Here is a 15,063-nt window from a genome sequence, read left to right on the forward strand (position 1 = left end):
TCACGTGGTGCACGGTGAGCGAGCGCTGCTCCTGGTCACCCGTCACCCACGCTGCCCCGGTGCCCAGCACGAAGGCGTCGTCGCCGCGCGGCAGGTGGATGTCGCCGAGCTCCGTGTCGCCCACGATGACCTCGCCCGCCGCGTCGATGAGCAGCGCATGGGTCCCCACGAACGCGTAAGCGCCGGATCGTCGCCCTCCCAGCGCTCGTAGAGCACGATGAACTGGTCGCCCCCGATGGGCAGCAGCTTGGGCCGCTCGGCGTGCACGTCGCCCTCGCCCGCGTGGTCCGTCAAGAAGCGCACGCGGTTCTGCAGCGCCGTGCCGCCGCTGGTGACGTCCTGCGTGTGCGGCAGGCCCTCGTCCAGGTGGCTGGTGCTCTCCGAGTCGAGCTCCGCGAAGTTGCTGCGGATGCGGGTGATGACCAGGTCGCGCGCGCCGCCGATGCGCCCGTCACTGGGCTCGCTGGTGACTCGCTCGGTGGCGAACAGCACCAGGTAGCCGAAGCTCGCGTCCTCCGTGATGGGGGCGATGTCGCCGAGGCGCGTGTAGGTGTTGTTGTTCCCCGTGGCGCCCTTGATGAAGTAGGCCGTGTAGGCGTCGCTGCGCGCGCTACCCGACACGCGGTCGAACACCAGCTGGCGTGGGTAGGCGTCGCCCAGGTGCAGCTCGATGAACCCGCCCCCGTGGTGCAGCAGGCGCACGTCGAACGAGTGGCTCACCCACATGGACGACGTACGGCGAATGGCGCCGTCGGTGGCGCTCAGCACGGTGGTGATGGCCTTCTGGTGCCGCGTGCCGCCGCTGTCCGGGTCGGTGTTGATGCCGTGCACCAGGGCCAGCTCGCCGCCCCCGAAGGCCAGGCGCGCGGTCGACGCCACCATGGGGTTGATGAGCTTCTCGGGCTCTTCGCCAGTGGCCTCACGAGCCAGGTCGAGGTCCACCGAGAAGCGCACCTCACCCGTGGGCGAGACGCGCACCACGTGCACCACGTTGGCGCGGTACTGGTTGGCGCCCGGGTAGCCGCGCGACAGCTCGCGGTGCGCGGCCTCGTCCACGGCGCTGGCCACGAAGTAGTCGCCGTCGTCTGCCCGCGCGAGCCCTATGATGCGGTCGAGCAGCGGGACCTCGAGCGCGCGTTCCACGGCGTAACCCTCACCGCTCGGCGCGAGGCGCAGCAGCACGGCACGCGGACGCTCGCCCAGCGCGGTGTCCACGCCCTCGTCCTGCACCAACACGTCCACGCTCGCACCGTCGGGCCGCGCCACGATCTTGGGGCGGTGCCCGTACATGGCGTTGTGGTCGTCCGGTCCCACCAGGTCTTGGCGCGACACGTCGAATGGCGTCACCAGCTCGGCGACGGTGCGCTCCGTGAGCTCGCGCGCCTCACTAGGGGCCGGGAGCCCACCGCCCCCCGTTCCGTCGTCACTGCACGAGCAGCCGGGGAACAGGGAGGCCGAGAGGGCGAGGACCGCCAGGACGTGGCGCTTGGGGGGGATGCGACGCATATCCGCATGGTGCCACGCGGACGGCGGGGAAGACTATCCCCAGACGTTCACGCTGATGGGCTGGATGATGTAGCGCACGCGCACCTCGGTGGGGGTGCGGTAGGGGTACTTGTCCACGCCCATGTACTTCTTGGCCAGCGCGTCGATGTGCTCCTCGGCGCCCTCGGTGGTGATCTCCACCACTTCACCGCGGATGCTGAGCATGCGGTACGGGTTGGCCGGGTCCACGATGCTGAGCGCCACGCGCTTGTCGCGCTTGAGGTTCTTGTCTTTCACGCGGCCGGCGGCGCTGTTGATGACGACCTTGTCGCCCTCGCGGTCGACCCACACGGGGGTCACCTGGGGGGAGCCGTCCTTCATGAGGGTGGCAACGTGGGCGAACGCGGGCTTGTCCAGCAGGTCGACGTGGGACTCGGGGATCTTGCTCATGACGGGGTCTCCTCGGCTTCGGGTTGGCTGCGCCCGTTGTCGCATGAGGAGCCGCAGCGTCACAAGCGGCTTGCCCTGCGAAGAGCAGCTGGCTACTTAAGAAGCCGCCGGCATGTCAGCCACTTTTTTGCGTCATCGCCCCTACCCGGATACCAGGAGGTAACTATGGGACAGAAGCGGATTCAGCTCATCTGCCGTGGACGCGTTCAAGGCGTGTATTTTCGTGCCTCTGCGCGTCGCGAAGCTCGTCAGAACGGGCTCAGCGGGTGGGTCAAGAACCGCAGCGACGGCTCGGTGGAATTGATCGTCGAAGGCGAGGAGGATGCCGTGAAGGACTTCCTCCAGTGGGCTCAGACGGGACCTTCCACTGCGCGTGTCGACAAGGTCGAGACCAAATGGCGCAGCTATACCGGAGAGTTCTCGGGCTTTCGGATCGCGGGCAACTAGCCCACCCCCCCACGAAGGCTCCACGCTCCACGCTCCGCGCGCTGGGGGCTGCCCTCCTCCTGTGGGTGGTGCTCGGCCTGACGGCGCGGGTCGTGGCCCAGGAGCCCCCGCAGCCCCATGAGCCCCAGGCTGCCCCAGCGGATGCCGTGGGCGTGGCACCGGTTGCGGCGGCCCCTGTCGCCAACTCGCCCGAGCTCGTGCGTGAGCGCACGCGTCCGCTCGCGGAGCTGGGGACGGACCTGGCGTCTCCGGACCGGGCCGTCCGTGTGCGGGCTTTCGACACGCTGCGCACCCTGTCCGCGAGCCGTGTAGCCGACGTGGAAGCACGACTCCGGGACCTGCGGCTGACGAGCGATCCCCCCTCGGCGGCGGCGTTCAACGCGCTCGTGGAGGTGCGCCACCACATGGGCTTCGAGGGGGCCGACAACCCCGTCGACTTGGCTCTGGGAGTTCGCCAGCTGCTGGGCGCGCAGCGCACGCCTGGCGCGACCATGCTGCAGGTCGCAGAGCGCCTGGCCCTGCTTCGCGGGCTCGAGTTCATGGACTCGCTCGCTGCCGACCGAGTGATGATTGGCTTCTTCCAGCGCGGTTGGAGTGTCTGGCAGTGGGAGGCGCGCCACGTGGTGGGTCGCCGCGGGCTGCGCATGCTGCCGGCGCTCATCGAGGGGCGCAGCGCGGGCAATCCCGAGGTGCGCCGCTGGGCGGTCGGCAGCATCCGGCGGTTGGGCGTGGACTCGGTGGGGGCTGCTGTTCAGATGGCCCCCCCGGCGCAACTTCCCGACGTGCTGCGGGCCTACGCTAGCCTGAGCGACCTGAACGCGATGCCGGCCGTGATCACATTCGTGGACCACCCGGACGCCGCCGTGCGCGACGCCTCACGCGAGGCCACCGCCAGCTACGAGCGCAACGCCATCTGGCAGTTGCGGCTCGCGTACCGCAACAAGCTCGGGGAGAACGCGGACCTCGCGTGGAGCTGGCAGACCACCATGCAGCGACTGTTCGACGGTCTGGACGCGAGGCGCCTGGGTCCCGCCAACGAGCTGCTCGCGGAGGGGCTCGAGGCGGCGCGGCGCGGCGACTGGGAGACCATGCGCGAACGCTACGACCGCGCGCTGCGCCGTGAGCCGCTGCTGCCACGCCGGTCGGAGATGGCGGCGGGGTACGTGGCCGAGGCCACCCAGCGCCTGGAAGCGCTCACGGGCACGGACGATGCGCCGGCGGTGGACGCTGCGCTCACACTGCTGCGCCGGGCCGTTCGGCTTGCACCGGAGCACCCCGAGGTGAGCACCTGGCGGGCCACGGTGGCGTTCCACGAAGCCGAGCGCATGCGTCAGCTCGGGGTCCTCGACGAAGGCGCGTACGAAGCCGTCCTGGTGGCCCGCCCTGACCACGCGGGGGCAGCCGCTGTGCTTGCCGACATCGAGGACGGCGGCGTCGGGGAGGTCGAGCCCAGCGGAAGCCTACTCGCCGCGCAGCTCCTGACCCTGCTCGGCATCCTGCTACTGCTGCCCTACGGGCGCCTTCAGCCGCTCGCCCAACGCGCTCGCAGCACCGCGGCCACCGCCGCCGCACGCGCCTGGGGCCTGGCGCAGCAACGCGCGCCGGTGAGAGCGTCCACGGTCTCGGACGCAGACTCGCTCCCGTCCTCGGTCTCGGACTCCGTCTCGGTCTCGGTCACCGCCTCGGTCTCCGTCTCGGTCTCCGACTCCGTCTCGGTCTCCGCCTCGGCCTCGGACTCCGACTCCGTCTCGGTCTCCGTCCGACTCGGCCTCGGACTCCGACTCGGTCTCGGTCTCCGACTCGGTCTCCGCCTCGGCCTCGGACTCCGACTCGGTCTCGGTCTCCGACTCGGTCTCCGACTCGGCCTCGGTCTCCGACTCGGTCTCGGTCTCCGGCCCCGCCTCCGTGCGTCCGTCGCCACGCGACTGGCTCACCTCCACGAGTCAGCGCCTCCAGCCGCTGCACCGGGCGGCGCGCCGTGTGGGGTTCTTCCTCCGCTCGCTCGCTCGCGCGCTCCTGCCCAAGCGGGCCGGCAGCGCCGCCACGCCAGCTCACCCGAGTCGGGCACGTCAGCACGCGGAGAGGCTCTTCGCTAGCGCCTCCGCCAGGGTCCCTGCCTTCGGCCAAGTAGCCGCCCGGGTGCGCCGCCCGCGCCTCGAAGCGGCCAGCCGCAAGGTACGTCGCAAGCTGCCCAGCCTCGTCGAACTGCGCAGCACGTTGGCCATGCTGGCCAGCTCCGAGCCGCCACAGCTGTCCCCGTCCGCCGAGCCGCAGCGTCAGCGTGCGCTCATGGAGCCAGAGGTCGTTCCTGCGCCTGCAACCGTCGCCACGCTCATGCTGGAACACGCCCTCGACGTGGATCGCCTGGCATCCAGCCATGACGCGGAGCTGGACGAGCTGCTCTTCGGCGACTCGGAGCCGGGCCTCGACACAGCGGATGAGCAGCTCGCGCAGCCCATGAGCCCGCTTGCCGCGCACGACCTCTTTGTGGCGCTCGCGCAGCTGTCCCACGACACGAGCCCAGGGTTGCTCGAGGCACCGGACACGCTCCCGGGCTGACCTCGCACGCGTCCGTGGGCTTTGGGCTGCAGCGGCGCACGAAGACCAGACGCAAGAACGCCCAGCTCTCGCCGGGCGTCTTCACCACCGTGGTACCGGTGGCCATGCTTTCGCGCTAGACCGCAGTCCGGCGCAGGCGTCAGGCGCTGGCCGCCTCGGCCTCGTCTTCGACGGCGACCGGCGCACCCACGTGCTCGCTGCCCACGAACTCGATGTAGCTCATGGAGGCGTTGTCGCCCTTGCGGCGGCCGATCTTGATGATGCGCGTGTACCCGCCGCCCTTGTTGTCGTTCGCCTTGTTGCGCTCGACGAAGCGGGGCCCGAGCTCGTGGAACAGCTTCCACACGAGGTTGGTGGTCTCATCGACCTCGCCCTCGGCGGTGGTCTTCGCGCCACGCAGCGGGAGGAACTTGGCCACCTCACGCTGAGCGTGGGTGCGCGCCGACAGGATGCGACCGCGCTCGGTCTCGTCCGTGATCTTGCCGAGGTCGACCGTCAGGTCGTCCCCGAGACGCACGGCCTTCGAGAGCAGGCGCTCCACCACGCGGCGGAGCTCCTTGGCCTTCTCGTCGGTCGTGACGATCCGCTCGTGAAGCACGAGGTTACCCGCGAGGTTGCGGAACATGGCCCTACGGTGGCTGGTGTTACGGCCGAACTTACGGCCCGCCTTCTGATGTCGCATCGTCTTATCCGTGCCCCGTTGCGGGGTAAAATCTTGAAAGGGAGAGAGGTTCCCGCGTGCGCTCAGGCGCCCGCGCGACCGCTCACGGGATGACCTGCTGCCCGTTCCAGCGGCTCAGCATCGTCGGCCAGTTGTCGATCTTCATGCCCAGGGAGAGACCCATGTCGGTCAGGATCTCCTTGATCTCCTTGAGCGACTTGCGGCCGAAGTTCTTGGTCTTCAGCATCTCGGCCTCCGTCTTCTGCACCAGCTCACCGATCAGGTGGATGTTGGCGTTCTGGAGGCAGTTCGCGGAGCGCACCGAGAGCTCGAGCTCTTCCACGGAGCGGAAGAGGTTGTCGTTGAGCGGCTCTTCGCTCGACTCGTGGATGCTCGGCTCTTCCTCTTCCTCGAAGTTGATGAAGATGGTGAGCTGGTCCTTGAGGATCTTCGCGGCCAGCGCGACGGCGTCCACGGGCGAGACCGCCGCGTTCGTCCAGACCTCGAGGGTGAGCTTGTCGTAGTCGGTCATCTGCCCGACGCGCGCGTTGGTGACCGTGTAGTTCACCTTGCGGATGGGCGAGAAGATGGAGTCGATCGCGATGGTGCCGATGGGCATCCCAGGCGTCTTGTTGCGGTCCGCCGACACGTAGCCACGGCCCACGTTGATGGCGAGCTCGGCCGAGAAGCGGCCACCCTTGGCCACCGTGCAGATGACGTGATCGGGGTTCAGGATCTCGATCTGGTCGTTGACCTGGATGTCCCCCGCGCGGACCTCACACGGCCCCTCCTTGTCGATGCGGACGAGCTGGGTCTTGGCGCTGTGGGCCTTGACCACGACCTCCTTGAGGTTCAGCACGATGTCGGTGACGTCTTCGACGACGTCCGGCACCGAGGTGAACTCGTGGAGCGCGCCGTCGATCTTCACGGACGTGATGGCCGCGCCCTGAAGCGAGGAGAGCAGCACGCGACGCAGGCTGTTGCCCAGCGTGATGCCGAAGCCGCGCTCGAGCGGCTCACACGTGAACTTGGCGTAGGTGGCCGAGGCGTGGTTGTGCTCAACGGGCACCGAACGCGGGCGAATCAGCTCGCGCCAGTTTCGTGCGGTCAGGGTAGGCGTGGACATTCAGGGTTCTCCGATCCGACAGATGATCATCTACTGCAAAGTGCGTGGGGGCTCGGCTCCCCGGTGGGGCGCGTGCTGCCCCCAGCGAGCGGGGCCCGGGAGCGTATCGTCGCTCGCCCGGCCCTTCAACAATTCAGACGCGGCGGCGCTTGGGCGGCCGGCATCCGTTGTGCGGGATGGGCGTGACGTCGCGGATGAGCGTGACGCGCATACCCACGTGCTGGAACGCACGCAGGGCGGACTCGCGACCGGCGCCGGGCCCCTTCACGAAGATGGCGACCTGCTGCATGCCCACTTCCTGGGCCTTGCGGGCGGCCTGCTCGGCGGCCAGCTGCGCCGCGAACGGCGTGCTCTTGCGCGAGCCCTTGAAGCCGCGGGCACCGGAGGTGCACCAGGACACGACGTTCCCCTCGACATCCGTGATGGTGACGATGGTGTTGTTGAACGTGCTCTGAATGTGGGCGATGCCGCGGGTAACGGTCTTCTTCGCCTTCTTCTTGACTTTGGTCTGCTTGGGCTTGGCCATCGTGTCTTCCTATCAGCGCTTCCGGGTCATGGGACCACGGCGCGGGCCCTTGCGTGTGCGGGCATTGGTGTGCGTGCGCTGGCCACGGACGGGGAGCCCGCGGCGGTGGCGGAGGCCACGGTAGCAGCCGAGATCCATCAGACGCTTGATGTGCATCGTGATCTCGCGGCGAAGGTCACCCTCCACCTTGAAGTTCTGATCGATGCACTCGCGGATGGCGCGGACATCGTTCTCGTCGAGGTCGTCCGCCCGCTTGTCGATCGGGATGCCCGTGATGCGGCAGATCTCCTGCGCGCGGTGGATGCCCACTCCAAAGATGTATTGGAGAGCAATGACTGTGTGCTTACGACCCGGAAGGTCAACGCCAGCGATACGTGCCATGGTATACCTCTGTTCAGCCCTGACGCTGCTTGTGGCGGGGGTTCTCGCAAAGCACGCGTACGACACCCTTGCGGCGTACTACCTTGCACTTGTCACAAATCTTCTTGACGCTGGGGCGAACCTTCATGGTGGTCCTTCAGTGGCCTCTCGGGAATCGAGATGACCGGGGTCATTGCTTAGGGGGCTAGGTGATCAGAGCCGACCGGTGATGCGGCCCCGTGTGGGGTCAAAGGGACTGGTCTCGACGGAGACACGGTCCCCTGGGAGTAACTTGATGGTGACGCGCTTGGCTTGGCTGCTGAGGGAGGCCGTGATGCGCTCCCCGGAGTCCATCTGGACTCGAAAGAGGGCTTTTGGCAGGGTGGCCAGGATGACCCCCTCTAGCTGCGGGCCGTTGCTCACTTGGTGTTTCGAGTGATTTCTTCGCTCTTCTCGTCTGGCCGGTCTAGGACCGGAGGGCTTCGCGAATGCGCTGGGTAATCTCCTCGAGCTCACCCACCCCGTTCACGCGTGCCACGACACCCTTGGCGTCGTAATGCGCCAGGACCGCTGCGGTCTTGGCCTGATATTCGCTGTCCCGCGTCCGCACCTTTTCTTCGGTGTCGTCGGAGCGCTGGTAGATTTCCCCTCCGCACGCGGTGCAGGCACCGTCCGAGGGGGGCGGATCATAGCGCAAGTGGTAGGTCTGTCCACACGACTTGCATACGCGGCGCCCAGTAACGCGATCAATGATGATATCGAGGCCCACGTCGATGGCTACGACCCGGTCGATCCGACGCCCCAGCTTCGCCAGGATGGCGTCGAGCGCCTCCGCCTGGGGTGCCGTCCGCGGGAAACCGTCGAAGATGGCGCCCTTGGCAGCCGTCTCGCTCGAGAGCACCTTTTCGATCAGGTCGAGCACCAAGGAGTCGGGAACCAACAACCCCTGGCTCATGAACTCGTCGAACTTCTTGCCCAGCTCGGACCCCGACGCACGCTCGGCACGCATCATGTCCCCTGTGGAGAGCTGCGGAATACCGAGCTCCTTCATCAGGAACTTGGCTTGCGTGCCCTTTCCAGCGCCGGGCGGTCCGAAGAGCAGCAAGTCCATGGATCAGCCCTTCCGCCCCGTGAGCCGCCCGCTGGTGCCGGACGCAAGACCCTCGTAGTGGCGCGTGATCAGGTGGCTGTCGACCTGCATGGCGAAGTCGAGCGCGACGCCGACGACGATCATCAGTGACGTGCCGCCGAGATAGAACGGCACCTGCCACTTGGCCTGGAGCAGCGTGGGGACGGTGCAGACGGCCGTGATGTAGATGGCGCCACCCACGGTGATGCGGGAGAGCACGTAGTCGATGTACTCGGCGGTGGCCTTGCCGGGCCGCACACCGGGGATGAACGCGTTCTGCTTGCGCAGGTTCTCCGCCATGTCCACCGGCTGCACCGTGATGGCCGTGTAGAAGAACGTGAAGAAGATGGTCATCGCCGCGAACACCACCATGTAGATCCACATGTTGGGGCCCTGCGGGTTGAGCTTGTCGTTCAGCCACTGCATCCCGGGCACGCCGCTCTGCGCGAGCGTCATGGGGATCATGAGGAGCGACGAGGTGAAGATGGGCGGGATGACGCCGGCCATGTTCACACGCAGCGGGAGGTGGCTCTCGGCGCCGCCGAACATCTTCTGCCCAACCATGCGCTTCGCGTAGGTGATGGGCACCTGGCGCTGGGCACGCTCGAAGAAGACGATGATGGCCGTCACCCCGAGCGCGATGCACAGGATGAGGAGCAGGTCGATGGGCTTGATTTGCCCGATCTGGACCTGCTGAGCGGTGAGCGCGATGGCATCCGGGAGGTTGGCCACGATGCCCGCGAAGATGATGAGCGAGATGCCGTTGCCGATGCCGCGCTCGGTGATTTGCTCACCCAGCCACATCAGGAAGGCGGTGCCCGTGGTGAGCGAGAGCACGGTCATGGCGCGGAACGCCCAGCCTGGCTCGTTGACGATGTCACCGGCCTGCGTGCCCGCTTGGTTGAGCGACTCGAGGAACAGCGCGATGCCGATGCCCTGCGCGAGGCTCAGGGCGATGGTGCCGTAGCGCGTGTACTGGTTGAGCTTGCGCTGGCCAGCCTCGCCCTCCTTGCGGAGCTCCTCGAGGGGCTTCACCACGACCGCGAGCAGCGAGATGATGATGCTCGCCGACACGTAGGGCATGATGTTCAACGCGAAGATGGACATCTGCTCGAGCGCGCCGCCCGAGAACAGGTTGAACATCCCCAGGAAGCCGTTGCTGGAGCTGTTGACGTACTCCCGCATCGCGTTCCGGTTGACCCCGGGAGTGGTCACGAAAATTCCAACGCGATACACCGCCAGCATCCCCAGAGTGAAGAGGATGCGGCGACGTAGCTCAGGAATCTTGAAGATGTTCGCGATGACGTTCATCAACCTACCATCGACCTAGAGGTCGTCTCAGCCGCCTAGAATCTCGACCGAGCCACCGGCCGCTTCGACCTTGGCCTTGGCGCCCTCGCTCACCGCATGGACCTTGAGGGTCAGCTTGCGATCGAGCTCGCCATTTCCGAGCAGCTTGATGCCGTCGAACTTACCGCTGACAAGACGCTTCTCGCGAAGCGCTGCCTCGTCCACCACGGTGCCCGCATCGAAGCGAGCCAGGTCACGGACGTTCACTTCCGCGAAGTCCTTGGCGAAGATGTTGTGGAAGCCGCGCTTCGGGAGGCGGCGATACAACGGCATCTGACCGCCCTCGAACCCCAGCTTCTGGAAGTTACCGGGCGAGCGGGCCTTCTGGCCCTTCATGCCCTTACCGGCGGTCTTACCGAGCTTGCCGATACCGCGACCCTTGCGCTTCTTGTTGCGCACGGCCCCGATGGGCGCGCGCAGACGCGAAAGGATGGGGATGTCTTTCTCGGACTGGTTCTGTTCGTCAGCCATTGCTCTCCTCCACCGTCACGAGGTGAAGTACCTTCTTGATCATGCCGCGGAACGCCGGCGTGTTCGCCACCGTAGCCTGCGAGTTCAGGCCGCGCAGCCCGAGGCCCTTGAGGACTCGGCGATGCTTCTCGGGGCGCCCGATGGCGCTGCGAACGAGTGTCAGCTTGAGGGTCATGGGGTCACCACCTGCTCCAGCGTCTTTCCACGACGCGCGGCGACCATGTCGGCGGACTCGAGATCACGGAGCGCCGCGAGGGTCGCATGAACGACATTGTGCTGATTGGCCGTGCCGAGGATCTTGGCGAGGACGTCCTTGACGCCGGCCACCTCGAGCACGGGACGCATGGCGCCACCCGCGATGACACCGGTACCAGCCGAGGCCGGGCGGAGCATCACCTTGCCCGCGCCGTCATGGCCGTTGGCCCGGTGCGGGATGGTGCCGTTGACGAGCGGAACGCGGAACATGGACTTGCGCGCGCGCTCGGTGCCCTTGCGGATCGCCTCGGGCACTTCGTTCGCCTTGCCGAGCCCCACGCCGACGCAACCATGATGGTCACCGACCACCACCAGCGCGCTGAAGCTGAAGCGACGACCGCCCTTGACGACCTTGGCCACACGGTTGATGTGGATGACCCGCTCTTCGATCTCGTTCTCGAGATCCTTGGGGTCGATGATTTCGTTTTGGCTCATGGCGATCCTCAGAAGTTCAGGCCGGCCTCGCGAGCCGCTTCGGCAAGGGCCTTGACCCGACCGTGGTAGATGAAACCGTTGCGGTCGAAGACGACCTTCTCGATGCCCTTGGCCTTGCAGGCGTCCGCGACGGCCTTGCCAACGGACTTGGCGCGGTCGGTCTTGGTGCCATCGGCGGCCACGGTCTTCTGCAGGTCGCTGGCGGAAGCCAGGGTGGTCCCGGCGACGTCGTCGATGACCTGCGCGTAGATGTGGCTGCCGCTGCGGAACACGCTGAGGCGCGGACGCTCGGGCGTGCCGGAGATCTTCTTGCGGATGCGGAGCTTGCGCTTGGCGCGCCCCGTGGCGGACTTCAGCATGGGATGCTCCTCACTTCTTACCGGACTTGCCGGCCTTCTGACGAATCTGCTCACCCACGTAGCGAACACCCTTGCCGTTGTACGGCTCTGCGGGGCGCTTGCTGCGGATGTGTGCCGCGATCTGACCCACGAGCTCCTTGCTCGAGGCCTCGATGTGCACGCGGGGGTACTTGACGCCGGCCTCGTCGCGCTGCTCGATCTTGACCGTCACCTCGGCGGGGATCTTGATGATGGGCTGGTGCGAGAGACCGACCGTCATCTTGAGCTCGCCGTTGCCGAACTCGGCACGGTAGCCGACGCCGCGGAAGTCGAGCGAGCGGGTGTAGCCGTTCGTGACGCCCTCGACCATGTTGGCGAGGAGTGCGCGCGAGAGACCCTGGTACTGGAGACCGACCTGGCCCTGGCTGGGCGCGGGGCGGACGTGGACGGCGCCGGCCTCTTGCGAGACGACCACCTCGGGGCGGAACGTACGCGTGAGCGAGCCGCGCTTGCCCTTGACGGTCACGGTCTGGCCGTTGATCTCGACGGTGACACCGGAGAGCAGCGTGACGGGAAGCTTCCCGTTACGCGACTGCTTCGTGATTTCGGTTTTCGCGGGGGCAGTCATCACCAGACCTCACAGAGCAGCTCGCCGCCGATTTTCTGGCTGCGCGCGTCGCGGTCGGTCATGAGACCGCTCGACGTGGAAAGAATGGCGACACCGAGGCCGTCCTTGACGTGCGCGATCTCGTCATGGCTGACGTAGACGCGGCGACCGGGGCGGCTGGCGCGGCGAATGGTGTTGAACGCCGGCTTCCGGTCCGTGTAGCGGAGGAAGACGGTGAGCGTGGGCGGGTGAGCCTCGTCCACGCTGTAGTCGTTGATGTAGCCCTCTTGCTTCAGGATCTCGGCGAGATTCGTCTTCAGCTTCGAGAGGGGCATCTTGCTGCGATCGAGACCCGCCATGGCGGCGTTCCGGAGTCGCGTGAGCATGTCGGCGATGGGGTCAGAAATCATTGTAGAGTCTCCAGCTTCCTGCTCGTCCTACCAGCTCGACTTCGTGACGCCCGGCAGCTCGCCGGCGAGCGCCAGGTTGCGCATGCAGATACGGCAAAGGCCGAACTTGCGGTAGTAGGCGCGTGAGCGGCCGCAACGGTTGCAGCGGTTGTGAGCGCGGACCTTGAACTTCGGGTCCCTCTGCGTCTTGGCAAAAGCGGCTTGGCTTCCCATGGTCTATCTCACTTCCGGAAGGGCATCCCGAGGCCCTTGAGTAGGGCGCGGCCCTCTTCGTCAGTCTTCGCCGTGGTGACGAAGCTGATGTTCATGCCCTTGATCGCGTCGACCTTGTCGTAGTCGATCTCGGGGAAAATGATCTGCTCTTTGATGCCGAGCGTGTAGTTGCCGCGGCCGTCGAAGGCCTTGGGGCTGACGCCGCGGAAGTCGCGGGTCTGCGGGAGCGCCAGGTTGATGAGGCGGTCCGCGAAGTCCCACATGCGGTCCTTGCGCAGCGTGACCATCACGCCGATGGGCATGTTCTCACGGAGCTTGAAGGTCGCGATGGCCTTGCGGGCGCGGGTCACGACGGGCTTCTGCCCGGTGAACGCCGTCATCTCCACGACGGCCGACTCGATGATCTTGCCGTTCTGGACGGCGGCACCGAGGCCCATGTTGACCGTGATCTTCTCGAGCCGCGGAACCGTCATCGGGTTCGCGTACTTGAACTCACGCATCAACTGCCCAACGACTTCGTCGCTGTACTTCTTCTGAAGCCTTGAAATGTACTCAGCCATGATTCTCTACGAGCTCCGGGTTACAGCCGCCAGAAAGGAGGTGAAGGCGCACTGGGTCGGAAAGGGGACGATTACTTGATGACCACGCCGCTCTTGACGGCAACGCGGACCTTCTCGCCTTCGCGCTCTTCGAAGCGAACGCGCGTGGGCTTGCCGGTCTCGGGATCCTTCAGCATCACATTGCTGGGCTGAAGGGGCGCGGGACGGTCGATGATGCCGGCCTCGGCAAACTTCTGGGCGCTCTGGTGGCGCTTGACGATGTTGGCACCCGCGACGATCACGCGGCCATCCTTGCGGATGTCGAGGATGCGGCCCTCGACGCCCTTGTCCTTACCGGACGTGACGACGACCAAGTCGTCCTTCTTGAGACGTACACCCATCAGATCACCTCCGGCGCGAGCGAGACGATCTTCATGAAGCGCTTGCCACGCAGCTCGCGAGCCACGGGTCCGAAGATGCGCGTGCCGATCGGCTCGCCTTCTTTGTTGATCAGCACGGCGCTGTTCGCGTCGAACTTGATGTAGCTGCCATCGGGGCGCTGGTACTCGCGGGTCGTGCGGACGACGACGGCGCGAGCCACGTCACCCTTGCGAACCTTCGCGGTGGGCAGGGCCTCCTGCACGGCGACGATGATGACGTCGCCGAGCTCGGCGTAACGGCGACGGCTGCCGCCGATCACCTTGATGCACTTCACGCTCTTCGCGCCGCTGTTGTCAGCAACACCCAAGACGGTCTCGGTCTGGATCATCTCACACCTCCGGCGGACGCTCGAGGAGGCGGATGACCTCCCAGCGCTTGGTCTTGGAGCGAGGACGACACGCCATGATCTCTACGAGATCGTTCGTGCAGTACTCGTTCTTCTCATCATGGGCGTGGTACTTCTTGGTCTGCCTGATGTACTTGCCGTAGAACGCATCCCGCGTACGGCGAGTGACGACCACGACGACCATCTGTTGTGCGCGCCCGGGCGCCTTCGTGTCGTTGATGACACGGCCCACCAGACGTCGACGACGTCCTCTCGTGGGGTTGCTCTCTGCTACGGCTGTTTCTTCGGCCATGACTGCTACTCCTGCGTCCCGCGCTGAGTCAGGATCGTCTTCACTCGCGCGAGGTCGCGGCGGAGCTTACGGATGGATGCCGTGTCGTCGAGCTGGTTCGTGTGGTTATCGAACCGAGCCTTCCACAGCTGGCGGCGGAGCTCCGACTCGAGGCCGGTGAGCTCTTCCTTGGTCTTCTCTCGAACTTCAGACGGCTTCACAGGGCGTCCCTCCGTGCCATGAACTGGGTCTTGATGGGGAGCTTGTGACCGGCGACGCGGAAGGCCTCGCGAGCGAGCTCCTCGTCCACGCCCTCGATCTCGTAGAGCACTCGGCCGGCCTTGATGACGGCCACCCAGTGATCCACGGCGCCCTTACCCTTACCCTGACGAGTCTCTTGGGGCTTCTTGGTGACGGGCTTGCTCGGGAAGATGCGGATGAAGAGCTTGCCCTGGCGCTTGGTCTTGCGCTGGATGCTCATACGAGCCGCTTCGATCTGGCGCGCGCTGAGTCGACCCGACTCCACCGCCTGCATGCCGAAGTCTCCGAAGGAGACGTCGCCACCGCGGTAGGCCTTGCCGGTCATGCGGCCAGTCATGGCCTTGCGGAACTTGGTACGTTTGGGTTGCAGCATGGTTGTCTAC

26 protein-coding genes are annotated in these 15,063 nt (G+C 66.3%); 3 read left to right on the forward strand and 23 right to left on the reverse strand.

Annotated elements, in window-relative coordinates; genetic code table 11:
- Nucleotides 1-42: 42 nt before the first annotated feature.
- Both IPI43_07025 and IPI43_07030 read right to left on the reverse strand, forming a co-directional pair.
- Nucleotides 43-1,506, reverse strand: coding sequence for a hypothetical protein (locus IPI43_07025; protein ID MBK7773878.1), 1,464 nt, complete (start codon nucleotides 1,504-1,506; stop codon nucleotides 43-45).
- 33 nt (nucleotides 1,507-1,539) lie between these two features.
- On the reverse strand, nucleotides 1,540-1,935 hold the full coding sequence (locus IPI43_07030; GenBank protein ID MBK7773879.1) for a PPOX class F420-dependent oxidoreductase: 396 nt from the start codon (nucleotides 1,933-1,935) through the stop codon (nucleotides 1,540-1,542).
- 165 nt (nucleotides 1,936-2,100) lie between these two features.
- Here IPI43_07030 and IPI43_07035 point away from each other — a divergent pair, with 165 nt between their 5' ends.
- From IPI43_07035 to IPI43_07045, 3 genes are all read left to right on the forward strand, one after another.
- The gene (locus IPI43_07035; GenBank protein ID MBK7773880.1) at nucleotides 2,101-2,382 is read left to right on the forward strand and encodes an acylphosphatase; all 282 of its coding nucleotides are present in this window, start codon (nucleotides 2,101-2,103) and stop codon (nucleotides 2,380-2,382) included.
- A gap of 152 nt (nucleotides 2,383-2,534) precedes the next feature.
- A complete protein-coding gene (locus IPI43_07040) occupies nucleotides 2,535-4,478 on the forward strand; it encodes a hypothetical protein (protein ID MBK7773881.1) in 1,944 nt (647 codons plus the stop codon).
- Between the two features lie 43 nt (nucleotides 4,479-4,521).
- Nucleotides 4,522-4,941, forward strand: coding sequence for a hypothetical protein (locus tag IPI43_07045; GenBank protein MBK7773882.1), 420 nt, complete (start codon nucleotides 4,522-4,524; stop codon nucleotides 4,939-4,941).
- Between the two features lie 139 nt (nucleotides 4,942-5,080).
- On the opposite strand, the gene rplQ is transcribed toward IPI43_07045, so the two are convergent.
- The 21 genes from rplQ to rplP all read right to left on the reverse strand — a co-directional run bounded on the left by rplQ (nucleotide 5,081) and on the right by rplP (nucleotide 15,053).
- Nucleotides 5,081-5,623, reverse strand: a complete 543-nt coding sequence (gene rplQ, locus IPI43_07050; protein MBK7773883.1) for a 50S ribosomal protein L17 — start codon at nucleotides 5,621-5,623, stop codon at nucleotides 5,081-5,083.
- A gap of 82 nt (nucleotides 5,624-5,705) precedes the next feature.
- Nucleotides 5,706-6,728, reverse strand: a complete 1,023-nt coding sequence (locus tag IPI43_07055) for a DNA-directed RNA polymerase subunit alpha (protein MBK7773884.1) — start codon at nucleotides 6,726-6,728, stop codon at nucleotides 5,706-5,708.
- A gap of 133 nt (nucleotides 6,729-6,861) precedes the next feature.
- Nucleotides 6,862-7,254 (reverse strand): 30S ribosomal protein S11, encoded by a 393-nt coding sequence (rpsK, locus tag IPI43_07060; GenBank protein ID MBK7773885.1) that lies wholly within the window; start codon nucleotides 7,252-7,254, stop codon nucleotides 6,862-6,864.
- Nucleotides 7,255-7,266: 12 nt separating this feature from the next.
- Nucleotides 7,267-7,635 (reverse strand): 30S ribosomal protein S13, encoded by a 369-nt coding sequence (rpsM, locus tag IPI43_07065; GenBank protein ID MBK7773886.1) that lies wholly within the window; start codon nucleotides 7,633-7,635, stop codon nucleotides 7,267-7,269.
- A gap of 13 nt (nucleotides 7,636-7,648) precedes the next feature.
- Entirely contained in the window at nucleotides 7,649-7,762 is a 114-nt protein-coding gene (gene rpmJ, locus IPI43_07070) for a 50S ribosomal protein L36 (GenBank protein MBK7773887.1), read from the reverse strand.
- A 65-nt stretch (nucleotides 7,763-7,827) separates the two neighbouring features.
- Nucleotides 7,828-8,037 (reverse strand): translation initiation factor IF-1, encoded by a 210-nt coding sequence (gene infA, locus IPI43_07075; protein ID MBK7773888.1) that lies wholly within the window; start codon nucleotides 8,035-8,037, stop codon nucleotides 7,828-7,830.
- Nucleotides 8,038-8,080: 43 nt separating this feature from the next.
- Nucleotides 8,081-8,725, reverse strand: coding sequence for an adenylate kinase (locus IPI43_07080; GenBank protein ID MBK7773889.1), 645 nt, complete (start codon nucleotides 8,723-8,725; stop codon nucleotides 8,081-8,083).
- 3 nt (nucleotides 8,726-8,728) lie between these two features.
- The gene (gene secY / locus IPI43_07085; GenBank protein MBK7773890.1) at nucleotides 8,729-10,054 is read right to left on the reverse strand and encodes a preprotein translocase subunit SecY; all 1,326 of its coding nucleotides are present in this window, start codon (nucleotides 10,052-10,054) and stop codon (nucleotides 8,729-8,731) included.
- Nucleotides 10,055-10,081: 27 nt separating this feature from the next.
- A complete protein-coding gene (gene rplO, locus IPI43_07090; protein MBK7773891.1) occupies nucleotides 10,082-10,564 on the reverse strand; it encodes a 50S ribosomal protein L15 in 483 nt (160 codons plus the stop codon).
- Nucleotides 10,557-10,739: a 50S ribosomal protein L30 gene (gene rpmD, locus IPI43_07095; protein MBK7773892.1), complete on the reverse strand. Its 183-nt coding sequence runs from the start codon at nucleotides 10,737-10,739 to the stop codon at nucleotides 10,557-10,559. The genes rplO and rpmD overlap by 8 nt, the downstream gene beginning before the upstream one ends.
- On the reverse strand, nucleotides 10,736-11,254 hold the full coding sequence (gene rpsE / locus IPI43_07100) for a 30S ribosomal protein S5 (protein ID MBK7773893.1): 519 nt from the start codon (nucleotides 11,252-11,254) through the stop codon (nucleotides 10,736-10,738). Before rpsE ends, rpmD begins: the two co-directional genes overlap by 4 nt.
- Before the next feature lie 8 nt (nucleotides 11,255-11,262).
- Nucleotides 11,263-11,613 (reverse strand): 50S ribosomal protein L18, encoded by a 351-nt coding sequence (gene rplR, locus IPI43_07105; protein ID MBK7773894.1) that lies wholly within the window; start codon nucleotides 11,611-11,613, stop codon nucleotides 11,263-11,265.
- Nucleotides 11,614-11,623: 10 nt separating this feature from the next.
- A complete protein-coding gene (rplF, locus tag IPI43_07110) occupies nucleotides 11,624-12,220 on the reverse strand; it encodes a 50S ribosomal protein L6 (GenBank protein MBK7773895.1) in 597 nt (198 codons plus the stop codon).
- Nucleotides 12,220-12,609, reverse strand: a complete 390-nt coding sequence (rpsH, locus tag IPI43_07115; GenBank protein MBK7773896.1) for a 30S ribosomal protein S8 — start codon at nucleotides 12,607-12,609, stop codon at nucleotides 12,220-12,222. The genes rplF and rpsH overlap by 1 nt, the downstream gene beginning before the upstream one ends.
- A gap of 27 nt (nucleotides 12,610-12,636) precedes the next feature.
- Nucleotides 12,637-12,822 carry a type Z 30S ribosomal protein S14 gene (locus IPI43_07120; protein ID MBK7773897.1) on the reverse strand — a complete coding sequence of 62 codons (186 nt, stop codon included), beginning with the start codon at nucleotides 12,820-12,822 and terminating at the stop codon, nucleotides 12,637-12,639.
- Between the two features lie 8 nt (nucleotides 12,823-12,830).
- Nucleotides 12,831-13,382, reverse strand: a complete 552-nt coding sequence (gene rplE, locus IPI43_07125) for a 50S ribosomal protein L5 (protein ID MBK7773898.1) — start codon at nucleotides 13,380-13,382, stop codon at nucleotides 12,831-12,833.
- A gap of 71 nt (nucleotides 13,383-13,453) precedes the next feature.
- Entirely contained in the window at nucleotides 13,454-13,762 is a 309-nt protein-coding gene (gene rplX / locus IPI43_07130) for a 50S ribosomal protein L24 (protein ID MBK7773899.1), read from the reverse strand.
- On the reverse strand, nucleotides 13,762-14,130 hold the full coding sequence (gene rplN, locus IPI43_07135; GenBank protein MBK7773900.1) for a 50S ribosomal protein L14: 369 nt from the start codon (nucleotides 14,128-14,130) through the stop codon (nucleotides 13,762-13,764). Before rplN ends, rplX begins: the two co-directional genes overlap by 1 nt.
- Before the next feature lies 1 nt (nucleotide 14,131).
- Entirely contained in the window at nucleotides 14,132-14,440 is a 309-nt protein-coding gene (rpsQ, locus tag IPI43_07140; GenBank protein ID MBK7773901.1) for a 30S ribosomal protein S17, read from the reverse strand.
- A 5-nt stretch (nucleotides 14,441-14,445) separates the two neighbouring features.
- Complete coding sequence (gene rpmC, locus IPI43_07145) at nucleotides 14,446-14,640, reverse strand: 50S ribosomal protein L29 (protein MBK7773902.1); 195 nt, start codon at nucleotides 14,638-14,640, stop codon at nucleotides 14,446-14,448.
- Nucleotides 14,637-15,053 (reverse strand): 50S ribosomal protein L16, encoded by a 417-nt coding sequence (gene rplP, locus IPI43_07150; GenBank protein MBK7773903.1) that lies wholly within the window; start codon nucleotides 15,051-15,053, stop codon nucleotides 14,637-14,639. Before rplP ends, rpmC begins: the two co-directional genes overlap by 4 nt.
- Between the last annotated feature and the right edge of the window lie 10 nt (nucleotides 15,054-15,063).

The organism is Sandaracinaceae bacterium (assembly GCA_016706685.1).
GTDB lineage: Bacteria > Myxococcota_A > Polyangia > Polyangiales > Houyiibacteriaceae > JADJJE01.

What these genes read in the sequence shown, in the direction of transcription:
- IPI43_07025 (MBK7773878.1), bottom strand. Translation starts at nt 1,506, where the DNA reads ATGCGTCGCATCCCCCCCAAGCGCCACGTCCTGGCGGTCCTCGCCCTC.
- IPI43_07030 (MBK7773879.1), bottom strand. Translation starts at nt 1,935, where the DNA reads ATGAGCAAGATCCCCGAGTCCCACGTCGACCTGCTGGACAAGCCCGCG.
- IPI43_07035 (MBK7773880.1), top strand. Translation starts at nt 2,101, where the DNA reads ATGGGACAGAAGCGGATTCAGCTCATCTGCCGTGGACGCGTTCAAGGC.
- rplQ (MBK7773883.1), bottom strand. Translation starts at nt 5,623, where the DNA reads ATGCGACATCAGAAGGCGGGCCGTAAGTTCGGCCGTAACACCAGCCAC.
- IPI43_07055 (MBK7773884.1), bottom strand. Translation starts at nt 6,728, where the DNA reads ATGTCCACGCCTACCCTGACCGCACGAAACTGGCGCGAGCTGATTCGC.
- rpsK (MBK7773885.1), bottom strand. Translation starts at nt 7,254, where the DNA reads ATGGCCAAGCCCAAGCAGACCAAAGTCAAGAAGAAGGCGAAGAAGACC.
- rpsM (MBK7773886.1), bottom strand. Translation starts at nt 7,635, where the DNA reads ATGGCACGTATCGCTGGCGTTGACCTTCCGGGTCGTAAGCACACAGTC.
- rpmJ (MBK7773887.1), bottom strand. Translation starts at nt 7,762, where the DNA reads ATGAAGGTTCGCCCCAGCGTCAAGAAGATTTGTGACAAGTGCAAGGTA.
- IPI43_07080 (MBK7773889.1), bottom strand. Translation starts at nt 8,725, where the DNA reads ATGGACTTGCTGCTCTTCGGACCGCCCGGCGCTGGAAAGGGCACGCAA.
- secY (MBK7773890.1), bottom strand. Translation starts at nt 10,054, where the DNA reads ATGAACGTCATCGCGAACATCTTCAAGATTCCTGAGCTACGTCGCCGC.
- rplO (MBK7773891.1), bottom strand. Translation starts at nt 10,564, where the DNA reads ATGGCTGACGAACAGAACCAGTCCGAGAAAGACATCCCCATCCTTTCG.
- rpmD (MBK7773892.1), bottom strand. Translation starts at nt 10,739, where the DNA reads ATGACCCTCAAGCTGACACTCGTTCGCAGCGCCATCGGGCGCCCCGAG.
- rpsE (MBK7773893.1), bottom strand. Translation starts at nt 11,254, where the DNA reads ATGAGCCAAAACGAAATCATCGACCCCAAGGATCTCGAGAACGAGATC.
- rplR (MBK7773894.1), bottom strand. Translation starts at nt 11,613, where the DNA reads ATGCTGAAGTCCGCCACGGGGCGCGCCAAGCGCAAGCTCCGCATCCGC.
- rplF (MBK7773895.1), bottom strand. Translation starts at nt 12,220, where the DNA reads ATGACTGCCCCCGCGAAAACCGAAATCACGAAGCAGTCGCGTAACGGG.
- rpsH (MBK7773896.1), bottom strand. Translation starts at nt 12,609, where the DNA reads ATGATTTCTGACCCCATCGCCGACATGCTCACGCGACTCCGGAACGCC.
- IPI43_07120 (MBK7773897.1), bottom strand. Translation starts at nt 12,822, where the DNA reads ATGGGAAGCCAAGCCGCTTTTGCCAAGACGCAGAGGGACCCGAAGTTC.
- rplE (MBK7773898.1), bottom strand. Translation starts at nt 13,382, where the DNA reads ATGGCTGAGTACATTTCAAGGCTTCAGAAGAAGTACAGCGACGAAGTC.
- rplX (MBK7773899.1), bottom strand. Translation starts at nt 13,762, where the DNA reads ATGGGTGTACGTCTCAAGAAGGACGACTTGGTCGTCGTCACGTCCGGT.
- rplN (MBK7773900.1), bottom strand. Translation starts at nt 14,130, where the DNA reads ATGATCCAGACCGAGACCGTCTTGGGTGTTGCTGACAACAGCGGCGCG.
- rpsQ (MBK7773901.1), bottom strand. Translation starts at nt 14,440, where the DNA reads ATGGCCGAAGAAACAGCCGTAGCAGAGAGCAACCCCACGAGAGGACGT.
- rplP (MBK7773903.1), bottom strand. Translation starts at nt 15,053, where the DNA reads ATGCTGCAACCCAAACGTACCAAGTTCCGCAAGGCCATGACTGGCCGC.